The sequence below is a fragment of the Vibrio cionasavignyae genome (assembly GCF_050337155.1).
GTDB lineage: Bacteria > Pseudomonadota > Gammaproteobacteria > Enterobacterales > Vibrionaceae > Vibrio > Vibrio nomapromontoriensis.
Genome location: NZ_JAKJSR010000009.1, coordinates 315,668 through 331,513, shown reverse-complemented (window position 1 = coordinate 331,513; position 15,846 = coordinate 315,668). Strand labels below are relative to the sequence as shown.

At 44.8% G+C, this 15,846-nt stretch carries 11 protein-coding genes; 2 read left to right on the top strand and 9 right to left on the bottom strand.

Annotated elements, in window-relative coordinates; translation table 11 throughout:
• Positions 1–39: 39 nt before the first annotated feature.
• Positions 40–1,110: a cellulase family glycosylhydrolase gene (locus L4D74_RS02060; protein ID WP_428750477.1), complete on the bottom strand. Its 1,071-nt coding sequence runs from the start codon at positions 1,108–1,110 to the stop codon at positions 40–42.
• A 218-nt stretch (positions 1,111–1,328) separates the two neighbouring features.
• On the opposite strand from L4D74_RS02060, the gene L4D74_RS02055 reads away from it, so the two are divergent.
• Positions 1,329–2,345 carry a LacI family DNA-binding transcriptional regulator gene (locus L4D74_RS02055; RefSeq protein WP_428750476.1) on the top strand — a complete coding sequence of 339 codons (1,017 nt, stop codon included), beginning with the start codon at positions 1,329–1,331 and terminating at the stop codon, positions 2,343–2,345.
• Positions 2,346–2,389: 44 nt separating this feature from the next.
• On the opposite strand, the gene galM is transcribed toward L4D74_RS02055, so the two are convergent.
• The 7 genes from galM to mglB form a co-directional block, all read right to left on the bottom strand.
• Positions 2,390–3,463 (bottom strand): galactose-1-epimerase, encoded by a 1,074-nt coding sequence (galM, locus tag L4D74_RS02050; RefSeq protein ID WP_428750475.1) that lies wholly within the window; start codon positions 3,461–3,463, stop codon positions 2,390–2,392.
• Complete coding sequence (galK, locus tag L4D74_RS02045) at positions 3,460–4,617, bottom strand: galactokinase (RefSeq protein ID WP_428750474.1); 1,158 nt, start codon at positions 4,615–4,617, stop codon at positions 3,460–3,462. Before galK ends, galM begins: the two co-directional genes overlap by 4 nt.
• Positions 4,618–4,690: 73 nt before the next feature.
• Positions 4,691–5,743, bottom strand: a complete 1,053-nt coding sequence (locus tag L4D74_RS02040; RefSeq protein WP_265673761.1) for a UDP-glucose--hexose-1-phosphate uridylyltransferase — start codon at positions 5,741–5,743, stop codon at positions 4,691–4,693.
• A 53-nt stretch (positions 5,744–5,796) separates the two neighbouring features.
• On the bottom strand, positions 5,797–6,816 hold the full coding sequence (gene galE, locus L4D74_RS02035) for a UDP-glucose 4-epimerase GalE (RefSeq protein WP_265673760.1): 1,020 nt from the start codon (positions 6,814–6,816) through the stop codon (positions 5,797–5,799).
• Positions 6,817–7,123: 307 nt separating this feature from the next.
• The gene (gene mglC / locus L4D74_RS02030) at positions 7,124–8,131 is read right to left on the bottom strand and encodes a galactose/methyl galactoside ABC transporter permease MglC (RefSeq protein WP_265673759.1); all 1,008 of its coding nucleotides are present in this window, start codon (positions 8,129–8,131) and stop codon (positions 7,124–7,126) included.
• Positions 8,132–8,141: 10 nt separating this feature from the next.
• Positions 8,142–9,650, bottom strand: coding sequence for a galactose/methyl galactoside ABC transporter ATP-binding protein MglA (gene mglA / locus L4D74_RS02025; protein WP_428750473.1), 1,509 nt, complete (start codon positions 9,648–9,650; stop codon positions 8,142–8,144).
• 137 nt (positions 9,651–9,787) lie between these two features.
• Positions 9,788–10,762: a galactose/glucose ABC transporter substrate-binding protein MglB gene (gene mglB / locus L4D74_RS02020; protein WP_265673757.1), complete on the bottom strand. Its 975-nt coding sequence runs from the start codon at positions 10,760–10,762 to the stop codon at positions 9,788–9,790.
• A gap of 437 nt (positions 10,763–11,199) precedes the next feature.
• On the opposite strand from mglB, the gene L4D74_RS02015 reads away from it, so the two are divergent.
• Entirely contained in the window at positions 11,200–12,543 is a 1,344-nt protein-coding gene (locus tag L4D74_RS02015) for an MATE family efflux transporter (RefSeq protein WP_428750472.1), read from the top strand.
• A 112-nt stretch (positions 12,544–12,655) separates the two neighbouring features.
• On the opposite strand, the gene L4D74_RS02010 is transcribed toward L4D74_RS02015, so the two are convergent.
• Positions 12,656–15,772, bottom strand: coding sequence for a beta-galactosidase (locus tag L4D74_RS02010; protein ID WP_428750471.1), 3,117 nt, complete (start codon positions 15,770–15,772; stop codon positions 12,656–12,658).
• Positions 15,773–15,846: the final 74 nt, after the last annotated feature.

Here is a 15,846-nt window from a genome sequence, read left to right as displayed (position 1 = left end):
AAGCCAGTCGCTTCTTTTTGCCACTGGCCGAACGCTCGCTCAGTCCAGTGCAGCGAGCGATTGAATTAGTTGTACTTCCTCTGTGTCGTAAGGTGTACCGTCATCGTTTAGCAAGTCATGGAACCAGCGCTTAGCGTAGTTTTCGTCACTACGTTTGATTTCCGGCCATGGTAAATGTGTTTGCGTTTTACCTTTCACCAAGCCCCATTGATAGCAGCCGATTTGTTCTGCTTGGAATACGGGTAACTGCTCTAGTAAATGCGATTCAGCATGGCGAGCTAACCATTCGGTACACATCATTGGTCGGTTATGTTGTTTGACGATATCGACAGCTTTTTTGAAGTGCTCAAGAGGTAAGTAGGCGTGGAAAGTGATGATGTCAGACAGCTCCATCGCTTTGCGGTCTGTTGGGTGCTCATAAAGAGGTAAAGACAAGTCCAGAATACTAGGAGCGTGCCAAGCGCCAACCGTCAATGGTTGAACGGGCTGTTCTTCACGTGCCCATTGAAACGCTTTTTCCATTAACTCATGGCTATAACGTTCCATTTCTTCATCAAAGGCAAGCTCGCCCGTGGTGGTAAAAATCATTCGGTTGGTCGGTTCGTTATACAGATCCCAAATAACGATACGTTCATCAGTGTTGTAAGTTGAAATAATATCGCGAATATACGCTTCAACCTCACCCCACTGCGATTTATCCATAACGACATTGCGACCAGGGCTTGCTGCGGCTTGGCTATTGTGAAGCTCCGGCACTGGGGATTTTTGTTCGCCAAGATAAGGATGATCACCTGAGAAACCACAGTCATCCATCGGCGTCATCATGACTTTGATTTTGTTTCGTTCACAAATATCAAGGAAGCGTTCAATTCTCTGGTGCAAACCTTCACGGTCTACTTGCCATACAATAAACGGCAAGTTGGTTCGTAGCGTGTTATAGCCCACACTTGCCGCCCACTCAAGCTCCTGCTCCATCACCTCAGGCGCAAACGTCTCCGCTTGCCACATTTCTGTCCAATTGACAGCCGTGCGCGGTAAATAGTTAAAGCCACGTAGCCAACCATGTGTTTGTTGCCATTGCCACGCCTTTTCTTCAGACCATCTTTGCATCTTACTCACCTTGAATTAATAGGATTAATCAATTTACTAATAATATTAGCTAATATATTTATTAATAGTTTTAATAAAAGAGAGGTGAGATAAATACGTGTAGTCCGTCACATCTCATAAAGGATCGTTAAGGCATTCTGTGATCGTGATCTATCAAAGGTGCATTTGGATGGGCAATTCGCTAATATATAGCTAATAAAATTTTTGGCAGAGATAGAATGACTAAAAGTAAGAAAATCACCATGAGTGACATCGCCGCGGCAGCAGGCGTGTCACAACCTACGGTGTCATTAGTTCTCAATGGCTCTCAAACCGTAAAGATTTCCGAAGCCACCCAACGTAAGGTTCTTGATACTGCGAAAGCTTTAGGCTATCAAAGCAAAAAAGTGGCTCATGCGTTAGGAAGATCGAGAAAAATCGCCATGGTCGTCAATGGACTCTCCAGTTACGATCCTTTCATCGACGCCGTTAATACCGCGCGAGAAGAAGCATGGAACAACGACTACTTGCTGATTACCTTCAGCTACAATCACGATGAGATACTTGCCAACAAAATTGAAACCGAGATCAATAATGGCGATTATGCTGGTCTCATTTATGCTTCAAGTATGACTCGTGAACTCTCCGCCCAACGTGTTCAAACACAGCTGCCGACGGTTTTGCTCAACTGCACAATGAGTGAACAACAAGCCACGCCATCTATCTTGCCCGCGGATATGATCGGGGCCTATAAAGCCATCAAGCATTTAACTGATCAAGGCTATCGACGAATTGCAATGTTAACCGGAGAGAATTGGATGTACGCCTCTACACAGCGTATTGATGGCTATCGACAGGCTCTAATTGATGCGGATATTATTCCAAACGACGATTACGTATTAGAGGCAAACTGGTCTCTCAAAGAAGCGTATGAGCAAACCATTCATTTGCTTGATATGGCAACGCCACCCGAAGCAATATTTTGCAGCAGTGATTATATGGCGATGGGGTGTTACCAAGCGATTGCTGAACGTCAATTGAAGATCCCATCAGATATCGCTGTGATTGGTTATGATAACCAACAAATCGCTTCTGAAAGCTTTCCAGCACTTTCTTCCATTGAACTGCCCTATGCCGATATGGGTAAGTTAGCGATAGATAACGTGCTTGCTCAAATCCAAGAACAACCTTTGCTGTCGCAGATACGAAAAGTTGAAGGTGAGCTAATTGTTCGAGCATCCTCCCTCAAAGCATAAAAAAGTGAGCATATGCTCACTTTTTTATTGCCTAGCCACAGCGACTAAAATTTGAAGCGGTAGGTTGTGTGATGATGGTAACTATCCCCTGCCTCAAGCAAGCCTGCGCCATTCCCCCATTCTGGGTGATTTGGGCCGTCAGGGTAGAATTGTGTTTCCAATGCTAGCCCATCAAGCTTTTCGTAAGTGCGCGTTGAACCAGGAGTACTATCAAGGAAGTTCCCCGAGTAAAACTGTACTGCAGGTTTGGTGGTTAGTACTTCCATCACTACATCCTGCTCTGGAGACTCCAACGTCGCGACCACGGCGCAGCCATCAGTGAGTTTTGTATCAAACACAAATGCATGATCATAACCCCCTGCTATTTTTTGATCTTGTTCAGACAAAAAATCACGGCCTATTCTTTTCAGGTTCATAAAATCAAAGCTCGTTCCCTCAACCTGCTTTAGCTCACCAAGAGGAATAAGATCTTCTCTTGTAGGTAAATAGGCTTCAGCAAACATTTGTAGCTTATGATCCGTGCTCTTCGCCGTGCTTGATTCACCCGCTAGGTTAAAATAGGCATGGTTAGTCAAGTTCATCGGCGTTGTCTTGTCACAAGACGCCTGATAAATCATCTTCAGCGCATTGTCGTCAGTAAGCTGATATTCAACTTGAACCTTTGCCGTCCCAGGGAAGCCTTGATCACCATCTTCCGACTGTAACGACATAGTAAGAGTTGATTCAGTGTGCGAGTCGATACCCCAACGGCGTTTATCAAAACCCTCTACACCCCCATGCAAAGCGTTTTCGCCATTATTACAAGTGACTTGATACGACGTGCCACCTATCTCGAATTGCCCTTTATCAATTCGATTGGCGTATCTCCCCACCACTGAACCAAAATAAGCCCCTTGCTTCATATGTTCCACCATATTTGGCGAACGTAACAACACTTCTCGTTGTCCTGTCGGCAAAGGGAGAGAGCAACTTAGCCATGTTGCTCCGATATCCATAAAAGATGCCGTCATACCCGATGCATTTTTAAGGTGCAGCACCTTTGCAGGTAATCCATCAAACGACGCCGATTGGGTCATAGCGTCTTCAATCGTACTAAAATACTCGCTTGTGGTGATCATTGTGAGACAACTCCTGCTCCATCTTTTGCTTGGCAAACATAAATCGACTCTTTCAAACCTGTTGCTGCTTCATACTGCTCTGCTATCGCTGTCGTTACCGCATCAACGAGTGTTGGCGGGATTAACGAAACAATACAGCCGCCAAAGCCACCGCCAGTCATTCGCACACCACCTTGGTCACCAATCACGCCTTTCACAATATCAACAATGATGTCGATTTCTTTCACGGTGATTTCAAAATCATCACGCATCGAAATGTGTGATTCTGCCATTAGCTCACCCATACGCTTCATATCACCCGCACTCAGCGCTTTTGCTGCTTCAACAGTACGATCATTTTCAGTGATGACGTGACGCGCACGTTTAGCGACCATTTCATCCAACTCAGCAGCACGCTCATTAAACTGTTCAATGGTGACATCACGCAACGCTTTCACACCAAAAATGCGTGCCGCTTCTTCACATTGCTCGCGACGAGTGTTGTACTCACTGTCTACTAAGCCACGCTTTTTGTTAGAGTTAATAATCACAACCGCCATATCTTCTGGCATTGAGACTGCTTGAGTCTCTAAACTACGACAGTCAATCAACAGAGCGTGATTCTCTTTGCCTTCAGCAGAAATGAGCTGATCCATAATGCCGCAATTACAACCCACAAAGTCGTTCTCCGCTTGCTGGCCATTAAGCGCGACTTCAGCTTGCGTGATTTCTAGGTTATAAAGCGTTTTAAATGTCTGACCGATCACCACTTCTAGTGCAGCAGAAGAGCTCAGTCCCGCACCTTGCGGTACATTGCCAGACACCGATATATCCGCGCCACCAAGTTGATAGCCACGAGCCATCAAGCACTTCACCACACCGCGAATGTAGTTCGCCCACATTTTATCTTGTTGAAAAGTGATCTCTTGGGTGATATCAAACTCATCGGTCGCGTCTTGGTAATCAACAGAGACAACGCGAATGAGATTATCGTCACGCTTTGCCGCAGCAACCACGGTTTGATAGTTAATGGCACACGGTAAGACAAAACCATCGTTGTAGTCAGTATGCTCACCAATTAGATTTACACGTCCAGGGGCTTGAATGAAGTGAGTAGGCTTGTAGCCCAGTATATTCTCAAAAGAGTTTGCTACGCTTTGAATTAGATCTTTCATTTTAGATTCTCTCAATACCTGATGCCTCAGTGCTGGCGGCGTTTTGCCCACTTCATAACATCAAACTTTTAAATTATTGTTGTTTGTAATGAACATCACTCAATGCTCTTAGACGTTCTGCTGCTTGCTCGGCGGTTAAATCACGTTGTGATTCGGCCAACATTTCATAACCCACCATAAACTTGCGGATCGTCGCTGAGCGCAATAAGGGGGGGTAGAAAAGCGCATGCAACTGCCAATGTTCGGTGCTTTCACCTTCATTAAAAAATGGGGCGTAGTGCCACCCCATTGAATAGGGGAAAGAGCACTCAAATAAGTTGTCGTAGCGTGACGTCAGCATTTTAATGGCAACCGCTAAATCGTCTTTTTGCGCTTCACTGAGTTCGCTCATGCGGCGAATATGCGTCTTAGGAAGCAGCATGGTTTCGAATGGCCACGCCGCCCAGTAAGGGACAATCGCGAGCCAATGTTCCGTTTCTACAACCGTGCGCGCGCCATCTTTCATTTCTGCGGTGACATAGTCCACCAGCAAGTTTGAACCTTGCTGTTGATAATATTCACGCATTAAGCGATCTTTTCGCTCGATTTCATTAGGCAAAAAACTGTTTGCCCAAATTTGGCCATGAGGGTGCGGCTGTGAGCAGCCCATTGCTTCACCTTTGTTTTCAAAAGCTTGAACCCAAAGATACTCTTTACCCAATTCTTCAATTTGCCCATTCCATGTATCAACAACGCAGCGCAGTTCTTGGGGGGTGAGCTCCGGCAATGTCTTACTGTGGTCTGGCGAGAAGCAGATGACGCGGCTAAGGCCACGTACACCTTGAGTTTTAAACAATGGATTCTCTGATTCAGGAGCATCAGGGGAATCTGGCATCAAAGCCGCGAAGTCGTTACCAAATACATAAGTACCTTGGTAGTCTGGGTTCACATCTCCAGAGATGCGATCATTGGTCGGACACAGAAAACACTTCTCGTCGTAAGTTGGCAGTTGTACATGAGAGACCTCCTCACTTTGGCCGCTCCAAGGACGCTTTGCGCGATGTGGTGACACAAGGATCCACTGTCCTGTTAACGGGTTATAACGGCGATGAGGATGATCGACTGGATTAAATTCAATACTCGACATATTACTTACTCAATGGTTAAATTCTAAAAGTCTCTTGAGATAACGAGGCAGCCTTATTCGCTGTCGTAACCGTTGGGGTTACTGGACTGCCAATGCCACGAGTCCGTGGTCATATCTTGTAATGTACGCGTCGCTTTCCAGTTTAAATCCGCCTCTGCTTTAGCAGTGCTTGCCCAGCACTCTGCAATATCACCTGGACGACGAGGGTGCAGATCGTAAGGAATTGGCTTACCGCTAGCGGTTGCAAATGCATCCACCATTTCTAGAACACTGCTGCCTTTACCGGTACCTAAATTGTAAATATGTAAGCCAGCCTTCAGGCCAACCGCTTTAAGCGCTGCAATATGGCCATCTGCCAAGTCCATCACATGAATATAATCGCGAACGCCTGTGCCATCTGGTGTTGGGTAGTCATTACCAAAAACGGACAGTTTCTCACGACGCCCAACTGCAACTTGAGCAATAAAAGGCATTAGATTATTAGGGATACCCTTTGGGTCTTCACCCATCGTGCCCGACGGATGCGCACCAACAGGATTGAAATAACGTAGTAAGGTGATGCTCCATTCGTCGTCAGAGGTGAACACATCACTCAGGCAGCGCTCCACCATAAACTTACTGGTACCGTATGGGTTGGTCGTATTTCCAACAGGAGAAGTTTCAGTGATGGGCACCACGTCAGGGTCACCATACACCGTGGCAGAAGAACTGAAGATAATGCTCTTAACGCCTGCTTTTCTCATTGCACGAGCAAGAACCAATGTGCCGTTCACATTGTTATCGTAGTACTCAATAGGTTTAGCAACAGATTCACCTACCGCTTTTAACCCAGCAAAGTGAATCACCGACTGAATCTCATGTGCTTCAAAAATGCGATCGAGCAACGCTTCATCGCGAATATCACCTTGATAAAACGTTGGTGCTTGACCAGTAAGCGCTTCAATACGTGCTAACACGGCTTGATTGGCATTGCACAAGTTATCGATGATGATAGGTTCAATACCACTTTCCAACATCTGAACGCAGGTATGGCTGCCGATGTAGCCCATTCCACCCGTCACTAGTACTTTCACATTACACTCCTACGTTTCACTCTAATTGCGAGCGAATTATTCCGCGAATACGCGCTCATTCTTCAAACTAAGGAAATTGTAGCAACAGTCAGCAAGATCATACTGTGATCGAACGCAAAAAGTGTAAACGTTTACACGGATAACAATAAAAAAGTCCGAAAAGATCATTCAATCGTAAATAAAGTGATTTAAAAACAGCATTATAAGAATTACACATAATGTTAAACGATTACATAATCCTGTATCCTTCATCATGATAATAATGAAGGGGGCATAAAAAAGGGCACTCAATGGAGTGCCCTTGCGACTATTTTTTATTGGCGTATTTCATTGAATCGAGCGCGACAGCAAAGATAATGATCGACCCCTTGATAATGTACTGCCAGTACGGGCTGACGCCGATGTAGGTCATACCATAGTTGATCACAGTAAAGATCAATACGCCGGTAACCACACCCGCAATACTACCGACACCACCAGCAAATGACACACCACCTACCACACAAGCAGCAATGGCATCGAGTTCATATAGGAAACCTAGGTTGTTGGTCGCACTACCAATTCGTCCAGCCTCAAGCATACCGGCAAAGCCATAAAACACCCCTGATAATGCATAGACTTTCAACAAGGTTACGGGAACATTTACACCAGAAACTTTTGCCGCTTCTGGGTTACCACCAACCGCGAAGATATTTTTGCCAAACACCGTTTTATTCCAAAGTACCCACATGAATACAATAGCTATAATGGCATAGAAGGTAATATAGGAGAGCCTAAAGTCTCCCATGCGAATAAACCCTTGCGTAAACTCAGAAAAGCGCTCATCAAAACCCGCGATTGGCGAAGCCCCAACGGAGTCATAGTACAAAGAGTTCACACCATATACGATGATCATCGTGCCTAATGTGGCGATAAATGGCGTCACTTTTAAGTAAGCGACAATAATACCGTTCACAAGACCAATGATGGCACCAAGCGCACAAACGACGATAATAACGGCGAAAATCGGTATATCACCTAAATCCGGGAATACTTTATTCACATTGTCTACCGACTGTAGCAATGTTGCAGAAACAACCGCAGCCAAACCAACCTGACGACCTGCAGACAAGTCGGTACCTTGGGTAACAATTAAACCAGCCACACCCAAAGCAATAATGACACGTACAGAAGATTGAGTCAGGATGTTACTAAAGTTTCTTAAGCTTAAAAAAGACGGTTCTTGAATAACAATAATTGCCAATAATATAAAGAGAACCGCATAGATAGCACCTTCTTTTAAGTGCTTCATTGCAAATGATTTAACAGCGTCCATAATAATTTCCCTAGAGGTAACGAGAGGCCAGCTCTAATATTTCACTTTGTGTGGTTTCCTTGGTATCAACGACACCAGCCGCTCGACCATTACTCATGACAAGAATGCGGTCAGTAATACCTAACAACTCTGGCATTTCCGAAGAAATGATAATAATGCCTTTGTTTTTCTTAGCGAGTTCAAGTATCAATTGATAGATTTCAAACTTCGCACCAACATCAATACCTCGTGTTGGCTCATCTAGCATTAATATTTCTGGTTGAGTTAACAGCCAACGTCCAATGATCACTTTCTGTTGATTACCGCCAGACAAAGAACCAATCGAGGTTTCATGAGACGGTGTTTTCACACTCATCGAGTCAATTACCCACTGAGTATCACTTTTCATTTTCTTGTTACTTAACAAGCCCGACTTGGTTTTATAACTGTCGACATTGGCAACCAATGAGTTGAACGTGATATCCAAATTGCCATATATCCCGGTAGAACGACGCTCTTCCGTGACTAATGCAAAACCATTACTGATGGCTTCGTGTGCATCACGGTTCGTCATCTCTTTGCCATGAAGCAAGATCTGCCCTTCGCTTCGCTCGCGAACGCCAAATATGGTTTCAACTATATCGGTTCGACGTGACCCTACTAGACCTGCAACACCGAGGATCTCACCAGCTTTTAAATCAAATGAAATATCTTGAATCGAAGGTTGATTAAGTGCTGTCAGCCCCTTCACTTCTAAAACCGTTTCTTTGGGGACATTACTTTTTTCTGGGAAACGCTGCGTCAATTCTCGCCCTACCATCATTGCGATGATAGCGTCCATATCCAACCCCTCCAGTGGTCGAGTGGTTACCCACTGACCGTCGCGAAGAATGGTTATTTCATCACAAATCGCAAAAATTTCTTCCATTTTATGCGAGATATACACCACACCACAGCCCTTGGCTTTGAGCTTTTTGATAATGGTAAATAGATGATTGACTTCTTTTTCTGTCAGTGACGACGTCGGCTCATCCATGATGACGATTTTTGCATCATAGGAAAATGCCTTAGCTATTTCTAGCATTTGCATTTGAGAAACTGAGAGTGTTTTCACTTTGACTTTAGGATCAATATTAATATCGAGTTCTTCAAAAATTTCTTTGGTATCTCGATACATTTTATCGTGGTCAACAAATAACCCTTTTTTAGGGTATCTCCCTAACCATATATTATCCATTACGGTACATTGAAGTACCTGATTCAGCTCTTGGTGAACCATTGAAACACCGGATTCCAATGCTTCTTTAGAGGATTGAAAGTTAATATTATTCCCAAGAAAGACTATATTACCTTCATTTTTTTCATAAATTCCGAATAGGCATTTTAATAATGTCGACTTACCCGCTCCATTCTCTCCCATGAGTGCATGAATGGAATTTGGTCGCACTTTTAAATTAACTTTATCTAATGCCTTAACCCCTGGAAACTCTTTACTAATTCCTGTCATTTCTAACAAAAATTCATGTTCTTGATTAACCATGGCATCACTTTCTTATTATTACAATTAACCACAAGGCGTAACGTACCCTGAACGAGTAATATATACTCGTTCATACTACCTAATATATTCAATATTAATAATTAGGGAGAACACCGTTCTCCCTAATTTGGTCATTACTACTCTAACGTTGACTTATCAACACCAACGTAAGGAACGCGTACTACTTTGTTCGTCATTTCCCACTGAGTACCTTCTGTCGCTGCTTTTCCGTTTGCAAGATTACGAGCAAGTTCAAACGTCGCCTTTGCTTGCGAGTCAGCATCGTTAAGTACTGTTCCTGCCATTGCTCCTGATTTTACTAGTGCAAGTGCTTCACTCAAGGCATCAACACCGAAGACAGGAACCGCAACACCAGCACCTTTCAGAGCTTCAACTGCGCCCATTGCCATGCCGTCATTGTTAGCAATGACCACTTCGATTTTGCTGCCATTAGGACCAGATAACCATGCATCCATCTTATCTTTTGCCATCGCGGTATCCCACATGCCAGTATCCATGTGCAGTTCATCGGTTTTGATGCCGTTATCGTTGATGGTTTTCACTGAGTAAGACGTACGAGCTTCTGCATCTGGGTGACCAGGTTCACCTTTTAGCATCACGTATTGGATGACACCGTCGCCATTCTTATCCCAAGCAGAGTTTGCTTTCCATTGCTGAGCAATCAAGTCGCCTTGGATAATACCAGACTCTTTAGAGTCTGTGCCTACGTAATACGCTTTGTCATAGCTATCAAGTGCTTTACGGCTTGGTTCTTTGTTATAGAAAACAATTGGCACATCATCCATTTTTGCTTTCTTAATAATGCTTGGTGCAGCGGCAGGGTCCACAAGGTTAATTGCTAACGCTTTTACACCACGAGCAAGCATGACATCTACTTGGTCATTCTGCATTGATTGACTGTTTTGAGAGTCATTCATCAATACGCGAGTATCGCTGTCTTTGTCTGCTTCTTTTACGATCGCTTGACGAACAACCGACATAAAGTTGTCGTCATATTTATAGATCGTAAAACCAACCGTGGTGCTTGCAACCGCTTGAGTTCCAAAGCCCATACCAGCACAAAGTGCAGCCAAGAGTGTTAACTTTCTCATTGAACAAGTCCTATTTGTAAATATTATAATTGAGTTTTGTAGGGGGTAAAACGTTCGGGTTCAGCTTACAACCTGCTCAACATGAAAACGTTTAACCTGAAGTATAGTGACAAAATGAACAATTAATGTGAGGAAGTTAAAAAAAATCACAACCGTAACAAAAGTTGTCAAAACCAAGCCAAATTGTTTGAATTAGTTAACAAACAAAGGAAAAACAACGTCTCTCAATGTTTCACAGTGTAACATCGAGACAAAGATCTCCTTTTTTGGCGATTTTATATGATTTTATTTACCTCGTTTTTAGGCCTCAAAGTGGTAACGATTACATTTTAGCGCATTCAATTACGATCATTCGTCGGTAAAGTATTGCGTTTGGTTAATTAGCGAGTACACTTGCGTCCCCCCACTCTGGGTCACTCTGATTAGGCCTTAATCTCATGCCAAAAAACGCTTCAACGCTCAGCAAAAGAATGAATATTGTTGCCCTCACTTGGCCTATTTTCATAGAGGTTCTTTTACGCACCGCGCTCAATACCACCGACGTATTCATGCTCAGTGGTTACTCAGACGCAGCGGTATCCGCTGTCGGGGTTATCACACAAATCACCTTTTTCCTGATTGTTATTTCTATGATGGTGAGCAGCGGCACTGGCATACTCATCGCACAATACAATGGTGCTTCACGATTTTCAGATTCCGCGCAAGTGGCAGTAGCAAGCATTATTCTTGCCTGTGGTGTGGGTACTTTTTTAAGTCTTGCGTTGTTTTTCGGGGCAGAGCAGTTCATCACATTATTTGGCTTAGCCGATGATGTGGCGGCTTTTGGCTATGACTACCTTATTATTAGTGGCTCCATGACGTTTAACGTCACTATTGGTATTGTGCTCACCACCATACTTCGTAGTCACGGCTATTCTCGCTCACCGATGGTGATCAATCTCATTGCTGGTGTTATCAATATCGCCGGTAACTATTTGGCGCTATACCAACCCTTTGGGCTCCCCGTCTACGGTGTCAGTGGTGTTGCAACCGCGACGGTTGTCAGTCAAGTGATTGGTACGCTGTTGATGTGCCAAGTCGTACGTTCAAAAAATATCGACCTCCCTTTTACCCAATGGCGCACAATCCCTAGCGCCTTATTCAAAAAAATCATCAAAATCGGTGCCATGAATGCTGGTGAGATTTTATCCTACAACCTCGCCCAAATGACGATTGTCTATTTTGTTGTGCAAATGGGGACGTCTTCATTGGCGGCTTACACGTATGCTCAAAACATCACACGGGTCTCGTTTGCGTTTGCGCTAGCTTTGGGTCAAGCTGGACAGATACAAACCAGTTACTTTATTGGCAAGGGATGGGCCGATGATATTCTCACGCGAATCCAAAAATACTATCTCGTTGGACTGGCGGTTTCGACCAGTATCATTTTGGTGTTGTTTGTATTCCGCTACCCGTTGATTGATCTCTTTACCCAAGAAAGCGAGATCGTCGCCCTCGTCGCACTATTAATTGCCGGCTCAATTTTTGTCGAATCTGGTCGTGTCTCTAACCTCATTTTTATAGCTGCGTTAAAAGGTTCTGGCGACATTAAATTCCCCGTTCAAATGGGCATTTTAAGCATGTGGGGCGTTGCTGTGGTTTTTAGTTACCTGTTGGGCATCCACTGGGGATATGGCGTGATCGGTGCGTGGATCGCAATGGGGATGGATGAATGGGTAAGAGGCATTGTCATGATTCGTCGCTGGCGTTCCAAAGTCTGGGTTCGTTTTCAACTGTCCTAGTTACCTTTTCTTCTAGTTACCAAGTTAACCGTTACGTGCCTCCGCTTATTGTGGGGGCACGTAAACCAGCACGCTGACTTCTTCAGAGCGTTCTAAACCTATCTTATTTGAATTAACCTTGCATACTCAGCCGCAACTGATATTGATACTGACGTTGCAATAGCTTAAATTCCTCATGGACACTTGGTGTCCATGAATCATCACCGCCCACTCCCATATGAAAGCCATCCAAACGGACAAAAACAACGCCACTGTCACGCAGCTCGTGGGTGTGTTTGGCAGCGCTTAACGCAGAGGTACTGTATCGGCTTACCGACAAGTGATGCTCACCCGTAATCTGGAGTGCACCTATCTGACTATGTTTAACATCTGTTCTTAGCCCGCAATCCGTAGGAAATATATAAGGAGTATGCATGTCGTCAATGGAAGCGTGGTATCGGCCCATGTGCGCCGCGAGCTTCCTGTCTGGATAGTTTTCAAAAGGCCCCCGTCCATACCAAGACACGCTCTCAAAAGATGGATGTAACGCCAACTCCATACCCACCCTAGGTAACGATGGAAGCCCCGGTGCGGCTTCAACCTGAACATCAATATGAACCTCACCATTTTGATAGATTTTGTAGCACCAAAGCGTCTCAAAAACACAATGGCGGTTATAACGATAGACTCGGCGAGACTCTACTTGGTAATGGTGCTGACGAGCAAAATGCTCAAAGCCAATACATTCGACCTCCAACGAAGGCAGACCAACTGCATCCCAACGAGCAACCCATGAGTTAGGATCAACCCGATTGGCTTCGCTAGTACCAATATCATTGTCCAACGGCGCCCGATAGAAATTATCTGTTAATGGCTGAGCCAACTGTTCCACATCATCTACGCTCCAGGAGACTAATTCTCCGGATGCAGAATCAAACCCGATGACTTGTTCATTAGCGTGTAGCGCCACCCTATTGCCACTCACTGTTGCCATAGGGACGCCTGATCCATTCACACCTCTCAGCTTCAAACCAAGCGCACTCGGCAATTCAATTTGCTGTGACGATAGAAGGTGATTCGCTTCCGACCATGGGGTCGAACACGTTTTAACGATATCGATATTCAAGTGATAATCTCGCCCAATTTGCGCTGCAGGTAATGCGTCCATCAACGACAATAGCGCCTCACCTTGTGGCGACACGTGTAATACTTGCGAACCTTGAGCGATCACATGACCATCTTCGGTAATATTCCAATGCAGCGCTTCATCTTCCGTGGCTGTAAATAAGTACTCACTTTTTACTTTAACGCTAACAGGGTGTGTTGAAATTAACGTTATACAATGAAATTGTTGCGCTTTTTTTGCTTCATAAAGCGCTGGATGCGCGCTCCTATCTGGGAACACTAAGCCATTAATGCAGAACTGACGATCATTAACCTGATCGCCAAAATCGCCACCATAAGCCCAATAAAGCGCCCCGTTTTCATCCACTTTGCTCAGCCCTTGATCCACCCAATCCCAAATAAAGCCACCTTGCAATCTTGGGTATTCTCGAAACGCATCCCAATACTTATCAAAACTGCCTAGGCTATTTCCCATCGCATGTGCATACTCACATAGTATCAATGGGCGATCTTCACCTGGCATCGCTAGCCACTTTTTAATGCCAATTTTAGGCGTGACATTAGGATCGGCCGCAAGGCGTTGGTCATGGTCAACTCGTGCATACATCGGCGCAATGATATCCGTTGCCGCCGTATCCGATCCCCCGCCTTCATACTGCACTGGACGAGAAGGATCACGCTGCTTAGTCCATTGATACATCGCGTGATGGTTATTGCCAATACCCGATTCATTTCCTAACGACCAGATGATGACAGAGGGGTGGTTCTTATCACGCTCAACAAGGCGAGTCATACGACGCAGGTAGGCATTCATCCAAGTCACATCGTCTGACAAACGGCACATGGGGAATTGACCGTGGGTTTCGATATTCGCTTCGTCCACTAAATACAGGCCAAATTCATCGCAGAGCTCATACCAAAGAGGATCATTTGGGTAGTGAGCAGTACGCACCGCGTTAAAATTATTCTGTTTGAGCAATTTAATATCTTCAATCATCGCATCTCGAGTCATGGTATGACCTAATTCTGGATGATGCTCATGGCGGTTCACTCCGCGTATGAGTAGCGCTTGACCATTCACTTTAAGCAGACCTGAAGAGATCTCCGCACAACGAAAACCCACATTGTAAGCTTCGCAGTCGACAAACTTCCCTTCTTCGTCTTTTAGAACCACGACTAAACGATACAAATTCGGCGCTTCAGCACTCCACTTTAGAGGACTGTCAATGTTGATACTATGCTCTGCTAACTCTTGCCACGCCCCTTTTTCGTCGATAAGGCGTTGTGCAAATTTAGACACCTTTTTGCCAAAAACACTCACACCCTGCCTATCGAATAACTCAGCCTCTACTGAATAAGAGCTGCACATTGTTCGCTCTTCTGGCGTGACACTGATGTGAGTTGACACCGTTAACAACGCGTCTCGATAGCATGCGTCCAACTCGGTATTAATCGCCACATCTGCAATAGCGATACGTGGCTTAGTCCGTAATGTCACATTCCGAAAGATACCACTCAACCACCACATATCTTGATCTTCGAGATAAGACCCATCAGACCAGCGCAACACCATCACAACAAGCTGGTTATCACCCGCCACTAACGCATCAGTAATATCAAATTCAGCGGCGAGACGGCTGTCTTGTGAATACCCAATCCAACGACCATTAAGCCATAAGTGAAACGCCGAATTGACGCCATCAAATGTGAGTGTATGTCGCTGTTTGGGATCCAAGTTCGCCATATCAAATACCAGGCGATACACCCCTGTTGGGTTATCGCTTGGCACCTTCGGAGGCGTATCTGCAAACGGGTATTTCACATTGGTGTAAATGGGCTTATCGAAGCCTTGAAGTTGCCAGTTACTCGGAACAGGAATACTCGCCCAACTGGCATCGTCAAACGCAGTACTAATCACCTCTTCCTCTACTAACTCTGGCTTCGCGAAGCACTTAAATTGCCATTCACCATTTAGGCTTCTTTCATTGGTGGATGAATGGCTTTGCAACGCGGCGTGCTCACTATGAAAAGCATGCAAAGGCGCGTGAGCGTTAAGTACATTGTGGTGGGTAACGTGCTGGTTTTCCCACTCACGAGCTAACAAAATTTCAGAAAAAGATCTCATAGTACATTCTCGCCATACGGTAGTTGGTAACGTTTACACTTGGACGTTACCACCGTTTTCTGACAAAAAAAGCA

Coding starts and splice junctions, on each gene's coding strand:
- L4D74_RS02060 (WP_428750477.1), bottom strand. CDS start 1,110: ATGCAAAGATGGTCTGAAGAAAAGGCGTGGCAATGGCAACAAACACAT.
- L4D74_RS02055 (WP_428750476.1), top strand. CDS start 1,329: ATGACTAAAAGTAAGAAAATCACCATGAGTGACATCGCCGCGGCAGCA.
- galM (WP_428750475.1), bottom strand. CDS start 3,463: ATGATCACCACAAGCGAGTATTTTAGTACGATTGAAGACGCTATGACC.
- galK (WP_428750474.1), bottom strand. CDS start 4,617: ATGAAAGATCTAATTCAAAGCGTAGCAAACTCTTTTGAGAATATACTG.
- L4D74_RS02040 (WP_265673761.1), bottom strand. CDS start 5,743: ATGTCGAGTATTGAATTTAATCCAGTCGATCATCCTCATCGCCGTTAT.
- mglC (WP_265673759.1), bottom strand. CDS start 8,131: ATGGACGCTGTTAAATCATTTGCAATGAAGCACTTAAAAGAAGGTGCT.
- mglA (WP_428750473.1), bottom strand. CDS start 9,650: ATGGTTAATCAAGAACATGAATTTTTGTTAGAAATGACAGGAATTAGT.
- mglB (WP_265673757.1), bottom strand. CDS start 10,762: ATGAGAAAGTTAACACTCTTGGCTGCACTTTGTGCTGGTATGGGCTTT.
- L4D74_RS02015 (WP_428750472.1), top strand. CDS start 11,200: ATGCCAAAAAACGCTTCAACGCTCAGCAAAAGAATGAATATTGTTGCC.
- L4D74_RS02010 (WP_428750471.1), bottom strand. CDS start 15,772: ATGAGATCTTTTTCTGAAATTTTGTTAGCTCGTGAGTGGGAAAACCAG.